Source organism: Hungatella sp., from assembly GCF_046966825.1.
In genome coordinates this window covers 7,691-26,813 of sequence record NZ_JBKVCZ010000097.1, presented here as the reverse complement: position 1 = coordinate 26,813, position 19,123 = coordinate 7,691, and the positions used below count along the sequence as shown (strand labels likewise).

Below are 19,123 nucleotides of genomic sequence, written 5' to 3'. Positions count from 1 at the left end.
TGCTTCTGCTCTAAAATCTGCCACAGATAAGCGTCAAACGTCTGCTCCGTAATATAGTTAAAAATGGAAATCTCCTCATTTTCATTTCCCTGCCTGAGAATACGGCCATTTCTCTGTGTCAAATCAGCCGGCCTCCATGGCACATCGAGATGATGCAGCGCAATCAATTTATCCTGTACATTCATGCCTGCCCCCATCTTTTCCGTACTTCCGATCAGAATCCGGATCTCCCCTGTCTTCACCTTTTCAAACAGCTCCGCCCTCTGTATATCCGTATTATAATCATGAATAAAGGCAATCTCCTCTTCCTTTACGCCCGCAGCCGTCATCTCCTCTTTTAGCGCCTGATAAAAGCTGTAGCTGCCATCCGGTTTCGGTGTCCCCTTATCGCAGAAGATCAGCTGTGTAGACTTTTTTTCTGCAGTTTCATGGTAAATAGACGCTACATTTTGGGCACATACGTTCAGTTTGGTATCCGGGTTGTAAGGAATACTAAAATCCAGGATCCTGGGATCAATAGCTAATAACCGGGCCTCATTTGTCAGTTTCAAAAAGTTGTCTTCCGTACTGTCTACTCTCCCGTTTCGGATATCCTCTGCCCGCATGACGAGTTCCGCCATTTTTTCTTTCTGTTCCGGTGTAATCATGGTCTTTACTGCCTGAAATGCTCCGGTCCTAAGCTTTGGAATCGGTATCTCCGGAAGCATATCTGTTGTTTTGATATCGGCAACCAGAGTAAACATGGACATCAGTTCCGGGAGGTTGTGAAAATGGGCAAACCGGCTCTTCATCTGGTACCCGGTTCCCTCCGGCCGAAGTTCCAGGGAAGATTCCACAACACCAAACGTGCTTGCCCAGGAATCAAAGAGAAAAATACCTCTCGATCTTAATTCCGATGGCTGCAGCGCTTTCTGCATCACATACAACTCGCTCATAGAATTCGTAACCGGTGTACCTGTTAAATAGATCAATCCCTTCTCTCCGGTAATCTCATTGATATACTGGCTTTTCATATACATATCCATGGCCCGCTGGCTGCTCTTTCCTCCTACACCGGCAACATTCCGCATTTTAGTAAAGCTGTAGTTGTTTTTATAAGTATGAGCTTCATCAATAATCAGGCAATCCACGCCCAACTGTTCAAAATTGATGGTATTGTCTTTTTTATCTTCATGAAACAGATAGTCATAGCGGAATTGCAGATTTTTCTGAAATGCACAGAGCTGTTTTAATGTCCAGCTTTTTCCCAGCCTTCCTTTTTCGTCTGCAATTGCATCGCTGATCTCATTCAACTCTTCCTGAATCGCCGAAAGCTGTTTTTCCTTCGACAGATTGATTAATTCAAAGCTGCTGTGAGCCATGATAATCGCATCGTAATCTCCTGTCGCAATCCGGCTGACAAAGCGTCTCCGGTTCTTCCTCTCCAAATCCTTTTTCGTAGCAACCAAAAGGTTATCCTGAGGATAGAGTTTCATATAATCTGCGGCCCACTGCCCGACTAAGTAATTGGGTACGGCAATCAGCGGCTTATGGCAGACTCCCAGACGTTTTCGTTCATGCGCAATCACAACCGCGCTGAACGTTTTGCCTGCTCCTACTTCATGGGCTCCCAGAACATTCGTATTTCCATAAATCCCACGGGCAATTAAGTCTCTCTGATTTTTTCTCAAGTGGATGGCGCTGTTTAAATCAGGAAACATTAAGCCATCCCCATTAAATTCTCTGGGCCGGATATTATTGAACCGATCGTTATAGAGCTTCGTAAGCGCATCTCCCCGTTCCGGTTCCTCAAACAGCCAGCTTTCAAATTCCTGCTTCATCTGTGCCTGCTTTTCCCTTGCCAGAAGGGTCTCTGCGCGGTTTAACACGTATTTCACTTTATCTTCCCCGGTGTAAGAGTCCACATATTCTACCCGGTCTTTCACCTCCACGGTCCTCAGATTTAAGGATATCTCCAGGATTTCATAGGCATTTTTCCTTGCGGTTCCATAAGTTGCATTGACACATACGGAATTCGGTTCCGCACTTTTGCGGGTGATATGATACTCTCCGGTATAGGGAGCAAATTCAATCCTGATGCCGTAACTGCCGCCCTGCAGATGTTTAGGCGTCTCAAATTTCTCATACATAAATGCTTCATAGTACTCGGTCGGTATCCAGGTGGCTCCTAATGTAAAACTGATATCCTCCGGTGTCAGCGGCTGCGGCTGAACCTGTTGCAGTGCTTCCACATTGCGGTTAAATCGCTCCGGTTCTTCTTTTGCGTAGAAAACAGCTTCCTTCAGCTTATCTTTTACGTAACCGCTCAAATACTCTTCCGCTATGACCCAGCCTTTATAGGGTTTCCCATCATAGGCAGCCGGATCCTGATAAATTCTCGTCCCCAATTCTGCAATGATCTCATCCTTGCTGAAATTTTCATGATCAGGCGTGTGGTATAGATACTGTATATAATCCAAATCAATACGGCCTTTCATGTTAATGGATAACTGAAGCGCTTCTTCCGCACTATCTGCCCGTTTCGGAACCATTTTCGGTCTCACTGTTGCCTGATAGAATACAATAGCCTTTTGATACTCTCCTTTGATCTTTTTTCTGTCTTCGTCCTTTTTGGGGTCCTCAATGGAACGAAGCAGTGGACTGTCACTATCCTTTGCAAAAGCAGTTATATTGGCAAATGAGTTCACATACCCATATCTGGCAGTAAACCGGTCATATACCAGATTCAGTTCATTTAAATATCGTTTCAAACCGATGTCAAAGTCCGCAGGGTATCCGTCATCAATCCGTTCCTCTTCTGTCCTGGATTGGAAATTAATTAAGTTCCATAGTGCGTCCTTTATCTCCAGAAGCCCTTTTATCCGTTCTTCCTTCATTCCACCGATGGCCTGCAAATACATTCTGGAATCTTCCCGATAGTACAGCTTGTCTTCGATCAGGGCATAGCAGCCATTCTTCACCTCAGGTCTTGCCGGAAGCCAGTCTTTCACTTCCGAATCACCATCCACTGCAAGCTCTGTATCGGGCTCCCGATAAACTGCCTGCAGCTTCCCCACTGCATTGTTAAGCAGCTCTTCCAGAGGCTGATCTTCAAAAGGAAGGCAGCTTGTAGTAGCCTCATTCGCATACATACTCGCGTCAAATGCCATTGTTCCCAGTATCATTTCCGGATGATCGATGAAATAAGAATTGACAGGAACACCATTTTCATCTTCCTCGATAGAAAGCCAGTTAATCTCCCTTTTATCCGGAACAATCTCCTGTTCCCGTTTCTGTAAAAACAAAATATCCGTCGTCGCTGTCGTTCCTGCAACTTGATAAAATGCATTTTTCGGCAGACGGATCGCTCCAATCAACTCTGCACGCTGCGCGATGTAGCTTCGGATCGAAGAATTTTTCTTGTCCAGGGTAAACTTCGATGTAATAAATGCAATGATTCCACCAGGACGGACTAAATCCAGTGTCTTTGATAGCGATAGGTAATCCTTTGAAGTTATCTTCGGATTTTCCCCCGCTCCACACCGTGCGTGCGACTTTCACCGCACACGGCGTTCCACCGTTTATGATTCGGTATTAACTAAAGTAAACTTACAATTTTCGAGCAGTAAAGAAACTCATTTTAATATTAGATGGCTTGCATATTTGCCAGTTGGCGTAGCTTGTTCAGCTTTGCCTTTTGTTCGTAGGTGAGCTGTAGTTGTGAGAGGTAAGCCTTGATTGTTTCTTCTTTTGTTGCGTGTAGCAATCGGTGTATATCCTTGTGTAAAATAATCAAGTTTTCGTATCTGTCGTCTCCACCTTGACTGACAGGCTTTTTGTGGTGACAATGAATTTCGTGTAATTCCAGTATTTTCCCTGTAATTGCACATTTTCCGTACTGTGCCACATAGAGAGAAATTCGGTTATCCATATACTCAACACTTCGACCTACTTCCTTTGTTCTCATAAGGAGAAGCATTGTTCTGGTATCTATGCCAAGATTTTTATGAATTTCTCGTCTGCCCTCTGACGTGTATTTGCCTACCGATTTTTTCTTCCACATTGGATTTTTGTGCTTAACATAAGCAACGGGTATCAAAGGTTTGCCACTATAGAATCGGATTTGTTTGCTTTTTCCGTATTTCTTTTCAATGAACGAAAATCCTTTGTAATCTCCTTTTGCGGAAAGTGCCTTTCGCTTTAATTGGCTTAGTTTCACAACATCAACTTCTCGCCCCATATCTGCGAAATCCGAACTCACACAGGTTGCAATCTGAAAATAGTTATGCATACCCATAATCATAGAATTGTATTCGTTGATAAGAGTAGCTCGTTCCTCATCGTTTTTGGGATGTGCTATCTTTTTGATTTGACCTTTCAGTTTGTCCGTTTCTCGGCGCTTTGCTTTGTCGCATATATGCGATTTGACAACATAGGACGCCCCTTTTTTCATAAGAGTGAGCTTAAACCCAAGAAATTCCGAATAGCCTTTTTTCAGATTGACGATTTTAGACTTTTCTTCGCTGATTTCCAGCTTCAATCGCTCCTGAAGCCACGCCTTCGTTGCATGATATGCTCTGTCGGCATCTTTTCGGGTAGCGCAAAATATCTTAAAATCGTCAGCGTATCTTACCATGTGCATCTCTTTTAATCCCGATTTACGAAATGCGTCATAAGCTCGCCCTCTGTGGATTGCTCCTGTTTTCGTGATATGGTCACGAACATTATGGGCAGGTTGTTTCTCCCACTGGCTTATTATCCACCAGTCCAGTTCATTAAGAACAATGTTGGACAGTAGAGGCGATAGGATTCCGCCTTGCGGCGTTCCTTTCTGGGGGTAAATTGTGTCGCCGTTTGGCAAAACAATCGGAGCTTTTAGCATCTCCTTAATCACACATAGCAACTTTTTGTCCTGTATTCCTATGTTCCACATCTGCTTTATCAGCTTGCTGTGGTTGACATTATCGAAGAATCCTTTAATATCAATGTCCACAACAAAGTGCAGATGGGATTTTTGCATAAACGCATATGCTTGTGCAATAGCGTGCTCTGCTGACCTGTTCGGTCGAAACCCATTGCTTCTGTCGCTGAATTTAGCTTCACAGATAGGTTCAAGGATTTGCAAAATACATTGTTGGACTATCCTATCCCATATCGCAGGGATACCGAGCGGTCTTAACTTTCCGTTCGGTTTTGGAATTTCAACTCTTCTTACTGCTTTGGGTTTATACCATTGGAGTTTCTTTCTCACAATTTCAACAAACTTTGTTTCGGGAATCTTTTCAATATCCTTAATCGTTAGCCTGTCTATTCCGCTTGTATTGCTTCCAGAATTGCGTTTTATGTTTCGATAAGCAAGGCGAATGTTTTCTTCGCTCTCAATGAGTGGCATGAGATTATTGAAAATCTTCCCACGCCCGCTATCTGCGTACAATGTGTCAAGCGTATTTTGCAAGTCATAATACTCCAAATGGCGTATTTTTGAGTTCTTTTTCTGCTTCGTAGTTGTCACAGGCATCTCCTCCTTTCGGATTTGATTTTCTTTGTCATACTCGAAGCTGTGAATGTTTACTTTGTTATTATTTGAAAATCATAGACGGCTAATGGCTGTTCCTCCGTTCCCATTACAGGAACATCAACGGTCGTGCCATCGCTCTCACAGAAAACTCACGCAGTTATGATTTCCTGCGTTAACTAACCTTTGGTTAGCTCAGACTGTAGACAAAATGGTTCCTGGTGCGATGCACCCGGAACCATTTTGAATTTTATATAGAGATATATTGGTTCGAATATACAGACAAAAGAACAGGGTTTCCTTAGCCCGCCCTTTCTCCATTTCCAGATTGCCAGTTTCTTTAGATTCATACATGCAAATAAAAGGGTCAGCTCCATTGTCACTTTTGCCAATCCTCTGTACTGTGTATATCTCATTCCATGTTTTTCTTTTCCGTCTGCAAAGACTCGTTCGATGGTTTCTTTCCGTTTCTGATAGATTTCTTTCATCCCTGTCTGATGACGGATTTCCTCCACCTTTTCCATGTACCCCTCCCATACATGGCGGCTTACCACCTTTACATGGTCTTTGCTTCCTGTACATTGGTTTTGGTACGGACAATCCTTACACTTTTTTCCATCGCTTTTGTATTCTCGGTATCCATCACGGTTTGTTGTGCTGTATTTTAGGATCTGATTATTCGGGCATAAATAACAGTCAAAGTATTCATCATATACATAATCGCTTTTTCGAAAATACCCTTTCTTTGTCATTGGACGTTTATAGGGCATAACCGGAACCTTTCCTTCCTCGATTAGCGTTCTTGCGATTGCTGGTATCTTATAGCCTGCATCCATTACATAGTATTTAGGATATTTTACCCGTTCGCTTACTTTCCGGTACAGTTCCCAAAAGGATACGCTGTCGTGGACATTCCCTGCTGTCACTTCAAAATCTATGACATAATTATTTTTATCACAGCAGGTATTGGCTGCATAAGCAAACACCTGCTTGTGTTCCCCTTTGTGGAACCAGCCACTGTCGGGATCGGTAGTGCTGACCTTTTTGTTTATGGTCTCTGGCGTGGACTCTTTTTCTTTCAATGGCTTTTTCCCGTGTTCCAGCCTGTCCTTCTCTATTTCCTCCTGCAGCTCCTTTTCGTAACATCGGGCTTCTTTTTCCATGGTTTCATTCTGATATTTATGAGGGTTTGCACTGGCTTTGATGTGGGTACCATCAATAAAAAGACTTTCCGTATCCAGGAAACCACAGGCATCCACCTCCATTAGAATCCGGGAGAATATCTTTTGAAAAAGATCCGTATCCTTAAAGCGTCTGGTATAGTTCTTCCCAAAGGTAGAGAAATGAGGGATATCCTCATACAGGCCGTATCCCAGATACCAGCGGTAAGCAAGATTCACTTCAATCTCTTTGATTGTTTTGCGCATGGAAGGGATGCCAAACACGTATTGGAGGATCACGATTTTCATTAATACAACGGGATCAATGCTTTCCCTGCCATAAGGTTTGTAGAGATCTTTAACCTCGTCATAAATAAAGCTTAAATCAATGGCTTCCTCCAGCTTTCGAACCAGATGACCGGAAGGGACGAGGTCATCCAGGCTTGCAATCTGTACCTGAGAACGTTCTGAATAATCTTTTTTCCCCATCATAAGAAAAAACCTCACTTTCGTATAGTACTATTATACTACATCGAAATCCTGAGTGAAAGAAAAAAGACAACCGCCTCCTATTAGGAGGCTAGTTGTCTACAGTCTGAACTAACCTTTGGTTAGCTTTTCTGCTTTCCTCGTTCCAACAATTCTATCTATACATATACCCGTAGGTGTCCTCTCTGAACCTGTATGCTTGATCCCGCCTGTAACGGCATAGGGTATTTCATATCTTCGATTTTTACTTTACCCCACATACTATCCCTCTGGATAACTGCACATTTCTATACAGCCTACTTATAGACCCTTACATTCGAGGATTCGTCAGACTTTTTACAGTCATTCTCACCATAGATATTTTGTAGACCTCCGGCATATAGGCTACACCATCCACCTCTGGATAGCTTTCGTTACAGTTGTTTTCACAACTGTAAGACGGTAACTCTCTGCCGACTTCACCGAGCTTCTGAACATCTGCCTTTTGAGCAGAGCCAGTCGGAGTATCAAGGTTGGCGTTTCTGGGCGTTACCCCATCATTCCACCAATCGAATTGTTAGTTTGCAAATATACTGTTTCACCTCGCTTTCCAATTTACACCTAAGCTTTTCACTTAGGAACGAGTCGCACCGATAAAATAGTCATGGATTCGGAATCCATATCGGTCATACCGGCGGTCACTGATCTTAATAGAGTTAAATGGAATATTCCCCACCGCCACATCAAAGAAGTTATTAGAAAATTCTATATCCTCATATCCCTTTATCTCGATATAGGCGTTGGGATATAATTCCTTTGCAATGCTTCCCGACAGCCGGTCAATCTCTACCCCATAAAGAGCCGATTTTTTCATGCTGTCTGGAAGAACCGAGTAGAAATTTCCGGTTCCCATAGCGGGATCTAAAATATTTCCTTTTTGGAATCCAAACCGTTCTAAAGCTGCATAAATATGTTTAATAATCTGCTGTTCGGTATAATAAGCTGTCAGAGAAGATTCTGCAGCACTCCGCATTTCGTCCTCATCGAGAAGGTTCTGCAGGGTATCGTATTCCTTTTCCCAGCCGCGTTTTTCTGGTGTCAGTGCGTTGGCAAGCCCTCCCCAGCCTACGTATTTAGCAAGGGTAAGCTGCTCTTCCGGCGTTGCATGGCGGCCTTCCTGTTTTAGTGTTTTTAACAGGCGAATCGCCTCGATATTGTTTCGGCATTTTTCTTTCGGACCGCCATCGTATAAATGGTGATTTTCGGAATAGACGTAGTTATATCTGACTGCAGGCGGTTCTTCTGTGACTGATTCTTCTTTGGTTGATTCCTCTTTGGTCGATTCTTCTTTGGTTGATTCTTCTTCGTCTGTTTTTTCTATTGTCGATTTATCTTTATTTGATTCTTCTGTAGTCTGTTCCTCAGTGACTTGTTTTTCTGTAACTGATTCTTCTCTACTTGATTTTTCATCTTTTCCCTTAGATGCTGGTGGTTCTTTGATGACTGGTATTTCTATCGCGGTTTTATCTGGAATCACTATTCTCGTTTCTTCAGGAAGTTCCCCCAGAATACCGCCCACGTCATCGGTATTCTCATCAACTAATCCGAATTTGAAAAGGCTAATCTGGGAATCGCTATCTTTCTCAAAATCTCTTCTATCTCTTACACTTCGCTCTGCAAGATCTGCTACTGGATACAAAATCGTATCCGTCAAAATCTCCCTATAATACTGCCGGTTCTCTCCATCGTTGTATCTTCGTGGTACAAAAAAAGCACGCCCCGATGAACCTTTCTCTCCATCAGACCGTGCTGTTTCTCTGTCTTCTATTCTGTTTATCTCATCTGGCAGACTACTTCCCGAATAATCACTTCTTCCGCTGTCATCATTAAAAGATTCATGTGTGCCGCCCGGTTCATCATGGTTCCATTCACCGGCATCGGCTGATTCTCCAATAATTTCTGTATCAGCTGTTCTTTCCGCTCCTCCGCTTCCTCGTCTACTTTCGTTATCATCCGGTTGATTTCTCCCCTCAGGATTAACTCGGTCATCCGTTCCGGATGGCATTCCATCATGAACTCCTTCCAGATTTTCCCGTATTTTCCGGTCGGTATCTGGTCGTACTGTTTCTCCTTTGAAATGTTCAGGTTCGGATACAGCATTCCATCTTCCCTCTCGGTGTATTCCAGAGGCATTAAGGCTTCTCTGCTCATATAAGCGGCTCCTTTCTTCCTTGATATTCTCTATTTCCTGATAAATCTGCCTCAAAACCGTTCGCGCAGCTGCTGTCGAACAGGCACCCAGCTGCATAAATAATTCCAGGCTTCCATAATGGCTGATATGGTTAAAAGCATCTTCACTTATGATATCCGTGGAAAGACCACATTTCTTTAATACGATATAGACAGCGCTGTTTTGAACGTATGTGGCAAATTCATCTTTCACAGCCTCCAGTGGCGCTCCATATAAGATTGATTCCGGTTCCCGCACCGCAAAGCCTTCCATATAAAGGTTCAATATTTTTTCTGTTTGCTGCATAACCATCTGAACCAGTGCTTCTTCAATACTCTTTCCGGCAGTTCCATATTTCTCTTGAAAACGCATCAGCAGATCAGATTTATACTGATTTTCTACTTTCCAGATCAGTTCCATCGTCTTCTGAAGGCTCTCCAAGTCTCCATGCGTATCGGCAAAATCGAAATAATACGTTAATCTTGCTTTCGGATCGCTCATATCCAGCACGGCAATCGCTTTTGAGTGTTTATTGACATAGCGGCCGGTTCTGATATTCCAGTCCCTCATTGTGGCAATCAGCCCGGCCTCCGGTCTCTGCATATACACCAGCACATTTTTATCGAAAGACAGCTTATAAAATTTAGCTGCGCTTGCCAGAAGTCCGATCCATTCCTGCGGGTTCTGGGTCAGCATTTTGACAGCGTTTTGATAAAGTTCACATAAATCAGTTGCTCTTGACAACGGTCTGCTCCTTCATCTCGTCTTTGGAAAAATATAATTCCAAAGCCTTTTCAATGGTCTCTTCAATCTCCTTCTTACTTTGAACGGGTGTAAAATAGCGGGAAATGACAGTTGGTTTTAGTCGAAAAGTTTTAGGCTTTTCTGATTCCACTATTTCTCTTTTCCGGCCTGACAGGATCTCCGCTACTATTTTCTCAGTGAGATTACCTTCCTTTGCGCAGGAATGGAAAAGAGCTGCCTTTTTCGCATCCAGACAATATCCGCCTTGTAAATATTCCTCCAGAATTTCCTGATACTCTGTATTTTGAATAAAAGAAAGATCATAGGCAGCCAGAAATGTAATCTCTCCCCGGTCAAAACGCTCTAATAAGGGTGGAATCAATCCGGCGATCCGGACATATTTGGCAACCTTATCCCGGTTTAACCCATACTTCGCTCCCAATTTTTCGTCTGATCGTAACTTCGTCACAGTTTCTGACAAAGTAGAATCATCGGCATGGTCATCGGCGTTCAATATAGCATCGATTTCATTTAACAGATCCGTGCGTTTTCCCTGACTCTTCAAAGCGTCATAATGCTGTTTTAAGCAGAATGCACGCTCTGATTCGCTTAAATCAGAGAAAGATCGCTGTCTTAAATTTGTCTCTGCCATAATCAGAACGGCTTCATCATGAGATAGATTTTCTTTTATCACGACGGGGCATTTCATCAAACCGGCCAGTATACCTGCATTCCGTCTATTGTAACCGCTAAGAAGAATATATTCTTCTCCTCTATGCCACAGAATCAGCGGTTGTAAAATCCCATAGGCTTTTATGCTGTCTACCATGTCTTCCAAACGTTTTCCCGAGTACAGTTTAAATCGGTGATCGGAAAATGGTTTCATCTGATCAAACTCCATTTCTGGCAGTTCTGTGACAGCTTGAGAAGATTGGTATTTTTCCGTTGTTTCTACTCCCACCGCCTCATTCTCCACCGCCGCCTTTAACGGAAAATCCAAGACATCATCGGTACGTTCCAGACTCACAGACAAAAGTGAACTCTTTGTAGGTATTTTCGGAATTCTAGTTGCCACCTTTAATCACCTCCTGTGCAAACCGCTCATATGCCATGGCGGCTGGATTGTCTGGTTCCAGTTCACAGATCGTCATTCCCGCATCTACTGAATCCGCAACCCGGACAGAGCGCGGAATTGTATTGGCAAAAATATGTACTTTTTCTCCCAGAGAATACTCCACCTGACTTTTCACCCGTTTGGACACTCTGGTTCTTTGATTATCCATTGTAAAAAGGATTCCATCTATTTTTAAATCTTTGTTGCACCGACTCTGTATCTTATGATAAGCCCGCAGGAACGCGCTCATCCCCTCCGCCGCAAGCGTCTCGGATTGCAATGGAATAATAAGGCTGTCCGCGCAGATCATAACATTAATCATCGGGGTCCCCATCTTAGGCATACAGTCGATAATAATATAGTCATAGTTGTCACGAATGGTATCCACAAATTCTTTTAACTTATATTCACAAAACGTAGCATCACTCATCAGCTTTTCAAAGTTATCGAGTTTCTCATTGGCAGGTATCAGGTGAACACCGTTTTCTGTCTGAATGACATACTCGCCTGCCTCCGGCAATGGCTCGTCCATCACCAGTTTTTTTAGAAGATCATAGATAGTAAATGGTAACTGCTCTGGACACAGCACTCCGGAAAGGAGTGTGCTGTGCCTCTGGCCGTCAAAATCAATTAATGCAACTTTGTATCCCTTTTTCGTAAGCAAATACGAAAGGGTGGTTGCGGTAGTGGTTTTGCCCACTCCGCCTTTTTTATTTACGATACCGATTACCTTTCCCACAGTGGCAATTCCTTTCTTTTACTTCAAAGTTTGGATAAAAAGGAAAAACGAACGCGATCCTCCTCTCATTGGTATTTTGACTCCTAATTCCTCTTCACCCATTCAGCCCGAAACAGTTCATCAACCACATTCAGATACGGTGTCTCCTTTCTTGGGCAGAGTATTTTGGGGTAAAGATATGTTTTGATAAATAGGGATATAAAAATAGTACCAAGTAGCGAAACCCTCTGTTTATGCAGGTTTTACTATCTTGGTACTATTATCACACAGGCACCATGACCGTTGTCATCATATGGCTCCCGTCTCCGGTGCACCATATCCGTAAACGCAGCTACTCTATGTTCAAAATCTTCATGAAGATAAATTCCCGTATCCAGCACGGCCACACCGATACCGCGGCCCGTCAGGCCCATACGGTAGGCCGCTTCACATCGGATTACTTCTCTCGCATGGTTCACAGTCCACTTACCTGATTCCTTTTTTATTAGCATATTCCATTTACATTCCCATGTTTCACCCCTATAATGGAAATAACTGAAAAAAAGGAGAATCGTATTATGGATAACCACAATTCAGACGCCATGGAGCTGACCATGAACCTGGTTCGCATCAACAGCACCGATCCCGGCGCCTATGAAGGAGAAATCGGAGAATTCATTTTCCAATATCTGAAAGGCCTGGACGTTCCCGTCATCAAAAAAGAGGTCCTCCCGGGCCGTTTTAACGTCATGGCGAGGCTGGAGGGGGAGCAGCAGGCTCCCGCGCTCGTCTATATCTGCCACATGGACACCGTCACCACCGGGGAGGGATGGACCGTATCCCCCTTTGGCGCTGAAGTGATCAAAGGCCGCATCTACGGCCGGGGAGCCTGCGACATGAAATCCGGACTCGCCTGCGCCCTGTCCGCCTTTACTTCCATGGCTCTCAAAGCCCGGGACGGCCAAAAACCGAAGCGTACTCTCGTCTTCATCGGGACGGTGGATGAGGAAGACTTCATGCGCGGGGCCGAGGCCGCCATCGCAGATGGCTGGGTCACGAAGGACTGCTGGGTTCTGGATACCGAGCCCACGAACGGCCGGATCGAGGTTGCCCACAAGGGCCGCACCTGGTTTGAGATTACAGTGAAGGGCATCACGGCTCACGCCAGCACGCCATGGAAGGGCGCGGATGCCATCGCGGCCATGGCGGAGATCATCTCTTTTATACGCCGCCGGATCGCCTCCTGCCCGGTCCATCCGGATCTGGGCGCTTCCACCGTGACCTTCGGACAGATTGAAGGGGGCTACCGTCCCTACGTGGTACCCGATTCCTGCCGTGTCTGGATCGACATGCGCCTCGTACCGCCGACGGACACGACAAGCGCCGTGACGATCGTGGAGAACGCCATCGCGGCCGCCATACAGGAGATTCCCGGCATCACCGCATCGTATCAGATCACCGGTAACCGCCCCTATGTGGAAAAAGACGAACAGTCGCCGCTCTTAAAGGCACTGGGGGAAGCCTGCCAAAAGGTCACCGGAGAGCCGGCGGCCGTAAGCTTTTTCCCCGGTTATACGGACACCGCCGTCATCGCCGGGACACTGGGCAGCCACAACTGCATGTCCTACGGCCCCGGGGACCTGGAGCTGGCCCACAAACCGGACGAATACGTGCCCTGTGAGGATATTCTGCGCTGTGAAGAGGTGCTGACTCAGCTGGCAAAAGATTTGCTGTTCTGATTTTCTGCCGGAGAAAAGGGACTGCACAAAAAACGGCTGCATAAAAATACGCCCGTCCGGGATCCCATTCTCTATGGTATCCCGGCGGGCGTATTTCTTATTCCATAACTAAACCCCCACTCCTGCCATGCTTCTTGATCTGATACAGCGCCTGGTCCGCCTTCCGGTAGAGCACATCGTAATCCGTCTCTCCGCCCGCCATGGCCGCGCCGATGCTCAGCGTCACTTCTTTTCCGTGTTTCTCCATTGTCACAGCCTTCACACGGTCCAGCACCTCAAAGCAGCGCTGCTTCACAATCTCCGGATCGCTCACCGCCTTCATGAAGACCACAAACTCATCACCGCCCAGTCTGCCGGCTATATCATCCGTGCGGAAACACGCCTGCAGAATCTCAGCCGTCTCTTCCAGCACCTGATCGCCCGTATAATGGCCCAGGTAGTCATTGATCTGCTTGAAATAATCGATATCCATGATAATCATGGCTCCCGTACCGTTCCGGTCTTCCTCCGCCAGCACCTGCCTTATCAGCTGATGGCTGGTAGCCGAATTGTACACCCCGGTCAGGCTGTCCCGCTGGGCTTTTGCTTCCAGCTGGGTTTTAATCTCGCGTTCCATCTGAATATCAATCAGCTTCCCAACCGCATACCACGGTCTGCCCGTAGTATCCAGAACCATCTTGGAGATGACCTTCAGCCACCGCACATTTCCTCCTGGAAGCAGACATTCGTGTTCCGTATTATTCTCTTTCTGCGAAATCATATAGCCAAATACCGGATACTTCTGTTCCATGGTCTCCGGGTTTTGTATCTTCCTTTCGCACCCCAGAAATCCGGCTGTCTGTTCCGTCAGATTTAAGGTGCCTTCCCTGATATTATACTCGTACAGGAACTCGTTGGACAGCTCACTGAGCTGTTCATACCGCTGGTTCTCCAGCGCTTTCCTGGCCATATTCCGCCTTCTTGCAATCTCTACGGTAATAAACACAGCAGTGACCACGACCAGCAGAAAAAGGGCCAGATAGAGTACGCTCTGTTCCGGATTCCGCATCACATATTCGGAAAAGGTCAGATCACCGGAGTCGTACACGTTCTCGTAGAGAAAACGGTTGATCCTCTCTTCCGGAAGTACCCGGATCACCTTGTTCATAATAGAGAGCAACATAATATCCACCGGCCGTCTGATTCCAAAACAGTATTTCTGAGACGAGTTTTCCGATTGTGCAAATGTGAGCAGATTTTTATAATTATGGCCGGCCATATAATACTGGACCGCGTAGCTGTTGCCGTAGCAGTAGTCCGCCTCCCCCTTGTGAACCGCCTCCATGCAGCCTTCTATATTGTCATAATAGAGCACTTCTCCCGCCGTATTCTGCTCCTTCAGCAATGATTTCTGCAGCGCAAGCCTTTTTCCCGACATGTCGGCAAGCTTCTCTACTTTATCATTCATAATCAGCTGCAGAGGGACAGACAGATAGGGAACTGTCAGCGCACAGCTGTCAGATCCGGTCCCTTCATAGTCATCCACGATCCCAACTGCCATGTCGACGGTGCCTTCTTCCACCGCTCTGGAATACTCTTCCCAGTTATAAAAGGGGATGATCTCAAACGTCAAGCCCGTCTGTTCCTCTATATACTTAAGAACCGCAATGGAAATTCCCCTGATCTCTCCGTTCTTTGCCTGATACTGCAGCGGCGCCCGCCCCAGCATGACTCCGGCCCTGATGGTCTTCTTCTGCCCGATGTATTCCAGTTCCAAATTCGAAAGCACCAGCCCTTCGTCTCCGGTAAAATACTTCTTGTTCAGTTCCGCGGACAAGTAAGGATTGGTAGTGGTGATGATCTCCATCGCCTTATTGAGCGCTCCCGCCACCTCCTGATTCCCTTTCGTCACTCCAAAATAAAAGGGCCGGGAATCGAACCGGGAAATTACGCGCAGTTCACTGTCCCTCAGGGCGACATCCATCCCCAGCACCGCATCCACGTTTCCGGATTCCAGCTTTTCCAACGATTCTTCTCCCTTACTGCACAGAACCTGATTCACATGAAATCCGTTCATCTTCGCAAACGAATTTAATTTCTCGTCTTCCTTACCGTCAAAGCTGACCACCGAAACACGGATATTATCAAACGATTCGTAGTCAAACTCCGTATACTCCAGATTATCCTTCAATACGGAGAGCGTCTTATGCGCGGTTCCGTAGCTGTATTCAGGGAAATCCAGGATCGCTGCAAGCCGATCTGAGTAATTCATGGCTCCCATCAAATCAAGGTCGCCATTAATCAGCATGGTGAGCATCCCCGACAGCTGCTCATCCAACGTCCCTTCCATGGTAAAGAATTCGTATTCCCAATTGGTATACCGTGCGATCTCCTGTAAGTAGTCATACGTATATCCGCTGTAATTTCCATTTTCATCGATCTCTGTAAAGCCCGGCTGGATCGGATATCCCACCCGGACCACCCGGGTACCGCTCTCCGCCGCTCCAGCTGTAAACGAAAACAAAAGCAGACAGAATAGTACCACAAATGGGATCATCATCTTATATCGCCGTTTTCTGTCACTCATGTTTTTACCTCCTGCAAGTAAATCTTTAATCCTTATACCCAATCATAATCCAGAATCTTCAGATCGTCAAACACTTCCGGCAGATTCCCTCCACCTATGTCGAAAATTCGTCGTTTCTGTGGAAATATGATTTCCTATGGCTGGAAACAGCGTCAGGTATGCAGCACTCAAAAAGGCGGCCCGCACCGGACCGCCTCATTCTGACAACTCTTATTTACGTCTGCCCACAATTCTGATGATATAGAGGAACAGGTTCACAAAATCCAGGTATAACTGAAGTGCGGAAAAGATGGATGCCTTCGCCGCCATATCCTGATCCTGTGCGTAATACTGGTGGTAAGCTCTGATCTTCTGTGTGTCATACGCGGTAAATCCAAGGAAAATGAAGATACCGATGTAACATATGATCAGTTCAAACTGTCCCAGGTTTATAAACATGGATAATACCCAGAATACAACCAGGAAGATCAGTCCGCCCATTAAGAAGTTGCGGATACGGCTGAAATCCGCATTGGTTACGTATCCGATCACGGCCATAACGCCAAAGAAGATGGAAGTGGCGCCAAAGACCAGAATCAGGTCAACCATGTCATACATCAGGAAGTATGCTGAAAAGACGATACCATTTAAAATCGCATAGGTAAAGAACAGCGCTCTCGCCGTGCCGACAGACATCTTACTGATCCGCGCGGATAAGAAGATAACCACTGCGATCTCCGCCACACCTAAAACCAGATAGGCATAAGGAATCGCAAATACGTAGATAATCGTTCCGGTCGTATAACCAAACATGGCTACCAGGAATGTGATAAGAAGTCCGGCAAACATCCAGCCGAAAGTTTTTGCAGTGTATTTGCCCAGCGGTTCTGCGCTGGTGCTGTCGGAATAAACGTAAGGCTGATTTGTTGAATTATAATCCATATGTATAATCCCCTCTTTCTTTTTTTTACATTTTACTATATTTCATAGGAAAAGTCTATGAATTATTTCACAAAGTAAGGCCCCAAAAGCAAATATGTCACCAATTGTCGCTTCCCTGTCACCAAATGTAAAAAAACCGTTATCTTTTTTAACTTTTCATTTTCAGCAAAATGGGAAGCGCCGCCCTCACTGGCATCCCCGTTTTATGGAAACAGATGATGAATTAAGAAAATCTTCATAATCTATTCAAACAATATACAAACATTTCCAAGGGCAGTATGCTATACTAAGTACATAAGAAATGCACAAAGTAACAAATTATCCTTTCACCCTTTTTGAAAATCCGAAAATCCTAAAGAAAAATCAACCCTGTGTCGAAAGACACAGGGATTTTTCTTTTCTATGACCAAAACGCCTCATTCACACTGCCCTCAGGCAAAAATCCTATATAAGCTCCTTTAAGATATCACAGAAATCAAAGGTTGCGAAGTAATCCTTTGGCGTCTCCGCCCTCCGGATCATTTCCACAGAACCGTCTTCCCGAAGAAGAAGCTCGGCTGATTTCAGTTTCCCGTTGTAATTATATCCCATGGCGAACCCGTGGGCTCCCGTGTCGTGAATGTAGAGCAGATCCCCTTTGTGAATCTCCGGCAGCATCCGGTCGATGGCAAACTTGTCATTATTCTCGCAGAGGGAACCGACCACATCGTACTTATGGTCGCACGGGTCATTTTCGCGCCCCATAACGGTCACATGGTGATACGCTCCGTACATGGCCGGACGCATCAGGTTCACCGCGCAGGCGTCCACGCCCACGTACTCCTTGTGCGTGTGTTTCTCATGGATAGCTCTCGTCACCAGCGCGCCGTAGGGCCCCAGCATGTAGCGGCCCAGCTCCGTGTAGATCGCCACATCGTCCATGCCCGCAGGCACCAGAATCTCCTCGTAAGCCTTTCTTACGCCCTCGCCGATGGCCATGATATCGTTCGGCTCCTGGTCCGGACGGTACGGAATCCCGATTCCGCCCGACAGGTTGATAAACTTAACATGGGCTCCGGTCTCCTCTTTGAGCTTCACCGCCAACTCAAATAAGATCTTGGCCAGCAGCGGATAATACTCGTTCGTCACCGTATTGCTGGCTAAAAATGCATGGATTCCAAAATGCTTCGCGCCCTTTTCCTTTAAGAGCTTATACGCCTCAAACATCTGCTCCGTCGTCATGCCATACTTGGAATCGCCGGGATTGTCCATGATGTCGTTGCTGATCTTGAACACCCCGCCCGGATTATAGCGGCAGCTGATGGTCTCCGGGATCTCCCCGATGGCCTTTTCCAGATACTCAATATGGGTGATATCATCGAGATTAATAATCGCGCCGATCCTATGGGCGAACTGAAACTCTTCCGCAGGTGTGTCGTTGGAAGAAAACATGATATCGTCGCCGGAAAATCCCAGGGCATCCGCCATCATCAGCTCCGTCTCGGAGGAACAGTCTGTCCCGCATCCGAATTCCTTCAGAATATTTAAAATAAACGGATTCGGGGTCGCCTTCACCGCAAAGTACTCTTTATAGCCGGGGTTCCATGCAAACGCCTCCTTCAGCTTCTTCGCATTCTCCCTGATTCCCTTTTCATCGTAAATATGAAATGGAGTTGGATACAGTTCTGCAATCTCTTCCAGTTTTTCTTTCGTCACAAATGGTCTTTTCTCCAAAGCCTTGTCTCCTCCTTTGATAAAAACTTTCCATACGCCAGGCATTTCCCCAGATTCTTCCGCAATTCCTTCTCTCATAATAAAAAGGTCTGATCGTGTACAGATTCCGTTACGAACCATTGTACTGGGGACAGACCTTTTTGTCTATACTTTTTTTAGTAAATAATCTAAATAGCGGATGGCCAATTATATCTTCCCCCCCTTGTGGAGCCAGTACTCAGCGGACTTTTTCACAGTCTGGCCGGAAAAGGGAGAG

General features: G+C 45.6%; 11 protein-coding genes and 1 pseudogene. 1 reads left to right on the top strand and 11 read right to left on the bottom strand.

Features of this window, described 5'->3' with window-relative positions:
* The 8 genes and pseudogenes from ACLTD4_RS23770 to ACLTD4_RS23735 all read right to left on the bottom strand — a co-directional run.
* Positions 1 to 3,356 (bottom strand): helicase-related protein (locus ACLTD4_RS23770; RefSeq protein WP_412331606.1); only part of this gene is annotated, 3,356 nt, incomplete at its 3' end.
* Between the two features lie 269 nt (positions 3,357 to 3,625).
* Entirely contained in the window at positions 3,626 to 5,497 is a 1,872-nt protein-coding gene (ltrA, locus tag ACLTD4_RS23765; RefSeq protein WP_117502192.1) for a group II intron reverse transcriptase/maturase, read from the bottom strand.
* Positions 5,498 to 5,673: 176 nt separating this feature from the next.
* The gene (locus tag ACLTD4_RS23760) at positions 5,674 to 7,146 is read right to left on the bottom strand and encodes an IS1182 family transposase (RefSeq protein WP_412331605.1); all 1,473 of its coding nucleotides are present in this window, start codon (positions 7,144 to 7,146) and stop codon (positions 5,674 to 5,676) included.
* Positions 7,147 to 7,756: 610 nt separating this feature from the next.
* The gene (locus ACLTD4_RS23755; protein WP_080552236.1) at positions 7,757 to 8,836 is read right to left on the bottom strand and encodes a hypothetical protein; all 1,080 of its coding nucleotides are present in this window, start codon (positions 8,834 to 8,836) and stop codon (positions 7,757 to 7,759) included.
* 119 nt (positions 8,837 to 8,955) lie between these two features.
* Entirely contained in the window at positions 8,956 to 9,282 is a 327-nt protein-coding gene (locus ACLTD4_RS23750) for a TnpV protein (protein WP_412304354.1), read from the bottom strand.
* A gap of 797 nt (positions 9,283 to 10,079) precedes the next feature.
* Positions 10,080 to 11,171 (bottom strand): ParB N-terminal domain-containing protein, encoded by a 1,092-nt coding sequence (locus ACLTD4_RS23745; protein ID WP_148510448.1) that lies wholly within the window; start codon positions 11,169 to 11,171, stop codon positions 10,080 to 10,082.
* A complete protein-coding gene (locus ACLTD4_RS23740) occupies positions 11,161 to 11,949 on the bottom strand; it encodes a ParA family protein (RefSeq protein WP_148510449.1) in 789 nt (262 codons plus the stop codon). Before ACLTD4_RS23740 ends, ACLTD4_RS23745 begins: the two co-directional genes overlap by 11 nt.
* Before the next feature lie 272 nt (positions 11,950 to 12,221).
* Positions 12,222 to 12,407, bottom strand: a pseudogene (locus ACLTD4_RS23735) (peptidase S8); the annotation flags it as partial.
* Positions 12,408 to 12,506: 99 nt separating this feature from the next.
* Between ACLTD4_RS23735 and ACLTD4_RS23730 the strand changes: the two are divergent.
* Complete coding sequence (locus ACLTD4_RS23730) at positions 12,507 to 13,667, top strand: M20 family metallopeptidase (RefSeq protein WP_117634038.1); 1,161 nt, start codon at positions 12,507 to 12,509, stop codon at positions 13,665 to 13,667.
* A 97-nt stretch (positions 13,668 to 13,764) separates the two neighbouring features.
* Here the strand turns inward: ACLTD4_RS23730 and ACLTD4_RS23725 are convergent, their stop codons facing one another.
* The 3 genes from ACLTD4_RS23725 to ACLTD4_RS23715 form a co-directional block, all read right to left on the bottom strand.
* Positions 13,765 to 16,233, bottom strand: a complete 2,469-nt coding sequence (locus ACLTD4_RS23725) for a diguanylate cyclase (protein WP_117634039.1) — start codon at positions 16,231 to 16,233, stop codon at positions 13,765 to 13,767.
* Between the two features lie 210 nt (positions 16,234 to 16,443).
* Positions 16,444 to 17,154: a Bax inhibitor-1/YccA family protein gene (locus tag ACLTD4_RS23720; RefSeq protein WP_117634040.1), complete on the bottom strand. Its 711-nt coding sequence runs from the start codon at positions 17,152 to 17,154 to the stop codon at positions 16,444 to 16,446.
* Positions 17,155 to 17,598: 444 nt separating this feature from the next.
* Entirely contained in the window at positions 17,599 to 18,867 is a 1,269-nt protein-coding gene (locus ACLTD4_RS23715; protein ID WP_117634047.1) for a diaminopimelate decarboxylase, read from the bottom strand.
* Positions 18,868 to 19,123: the final 256 nt, after the last annotated feature.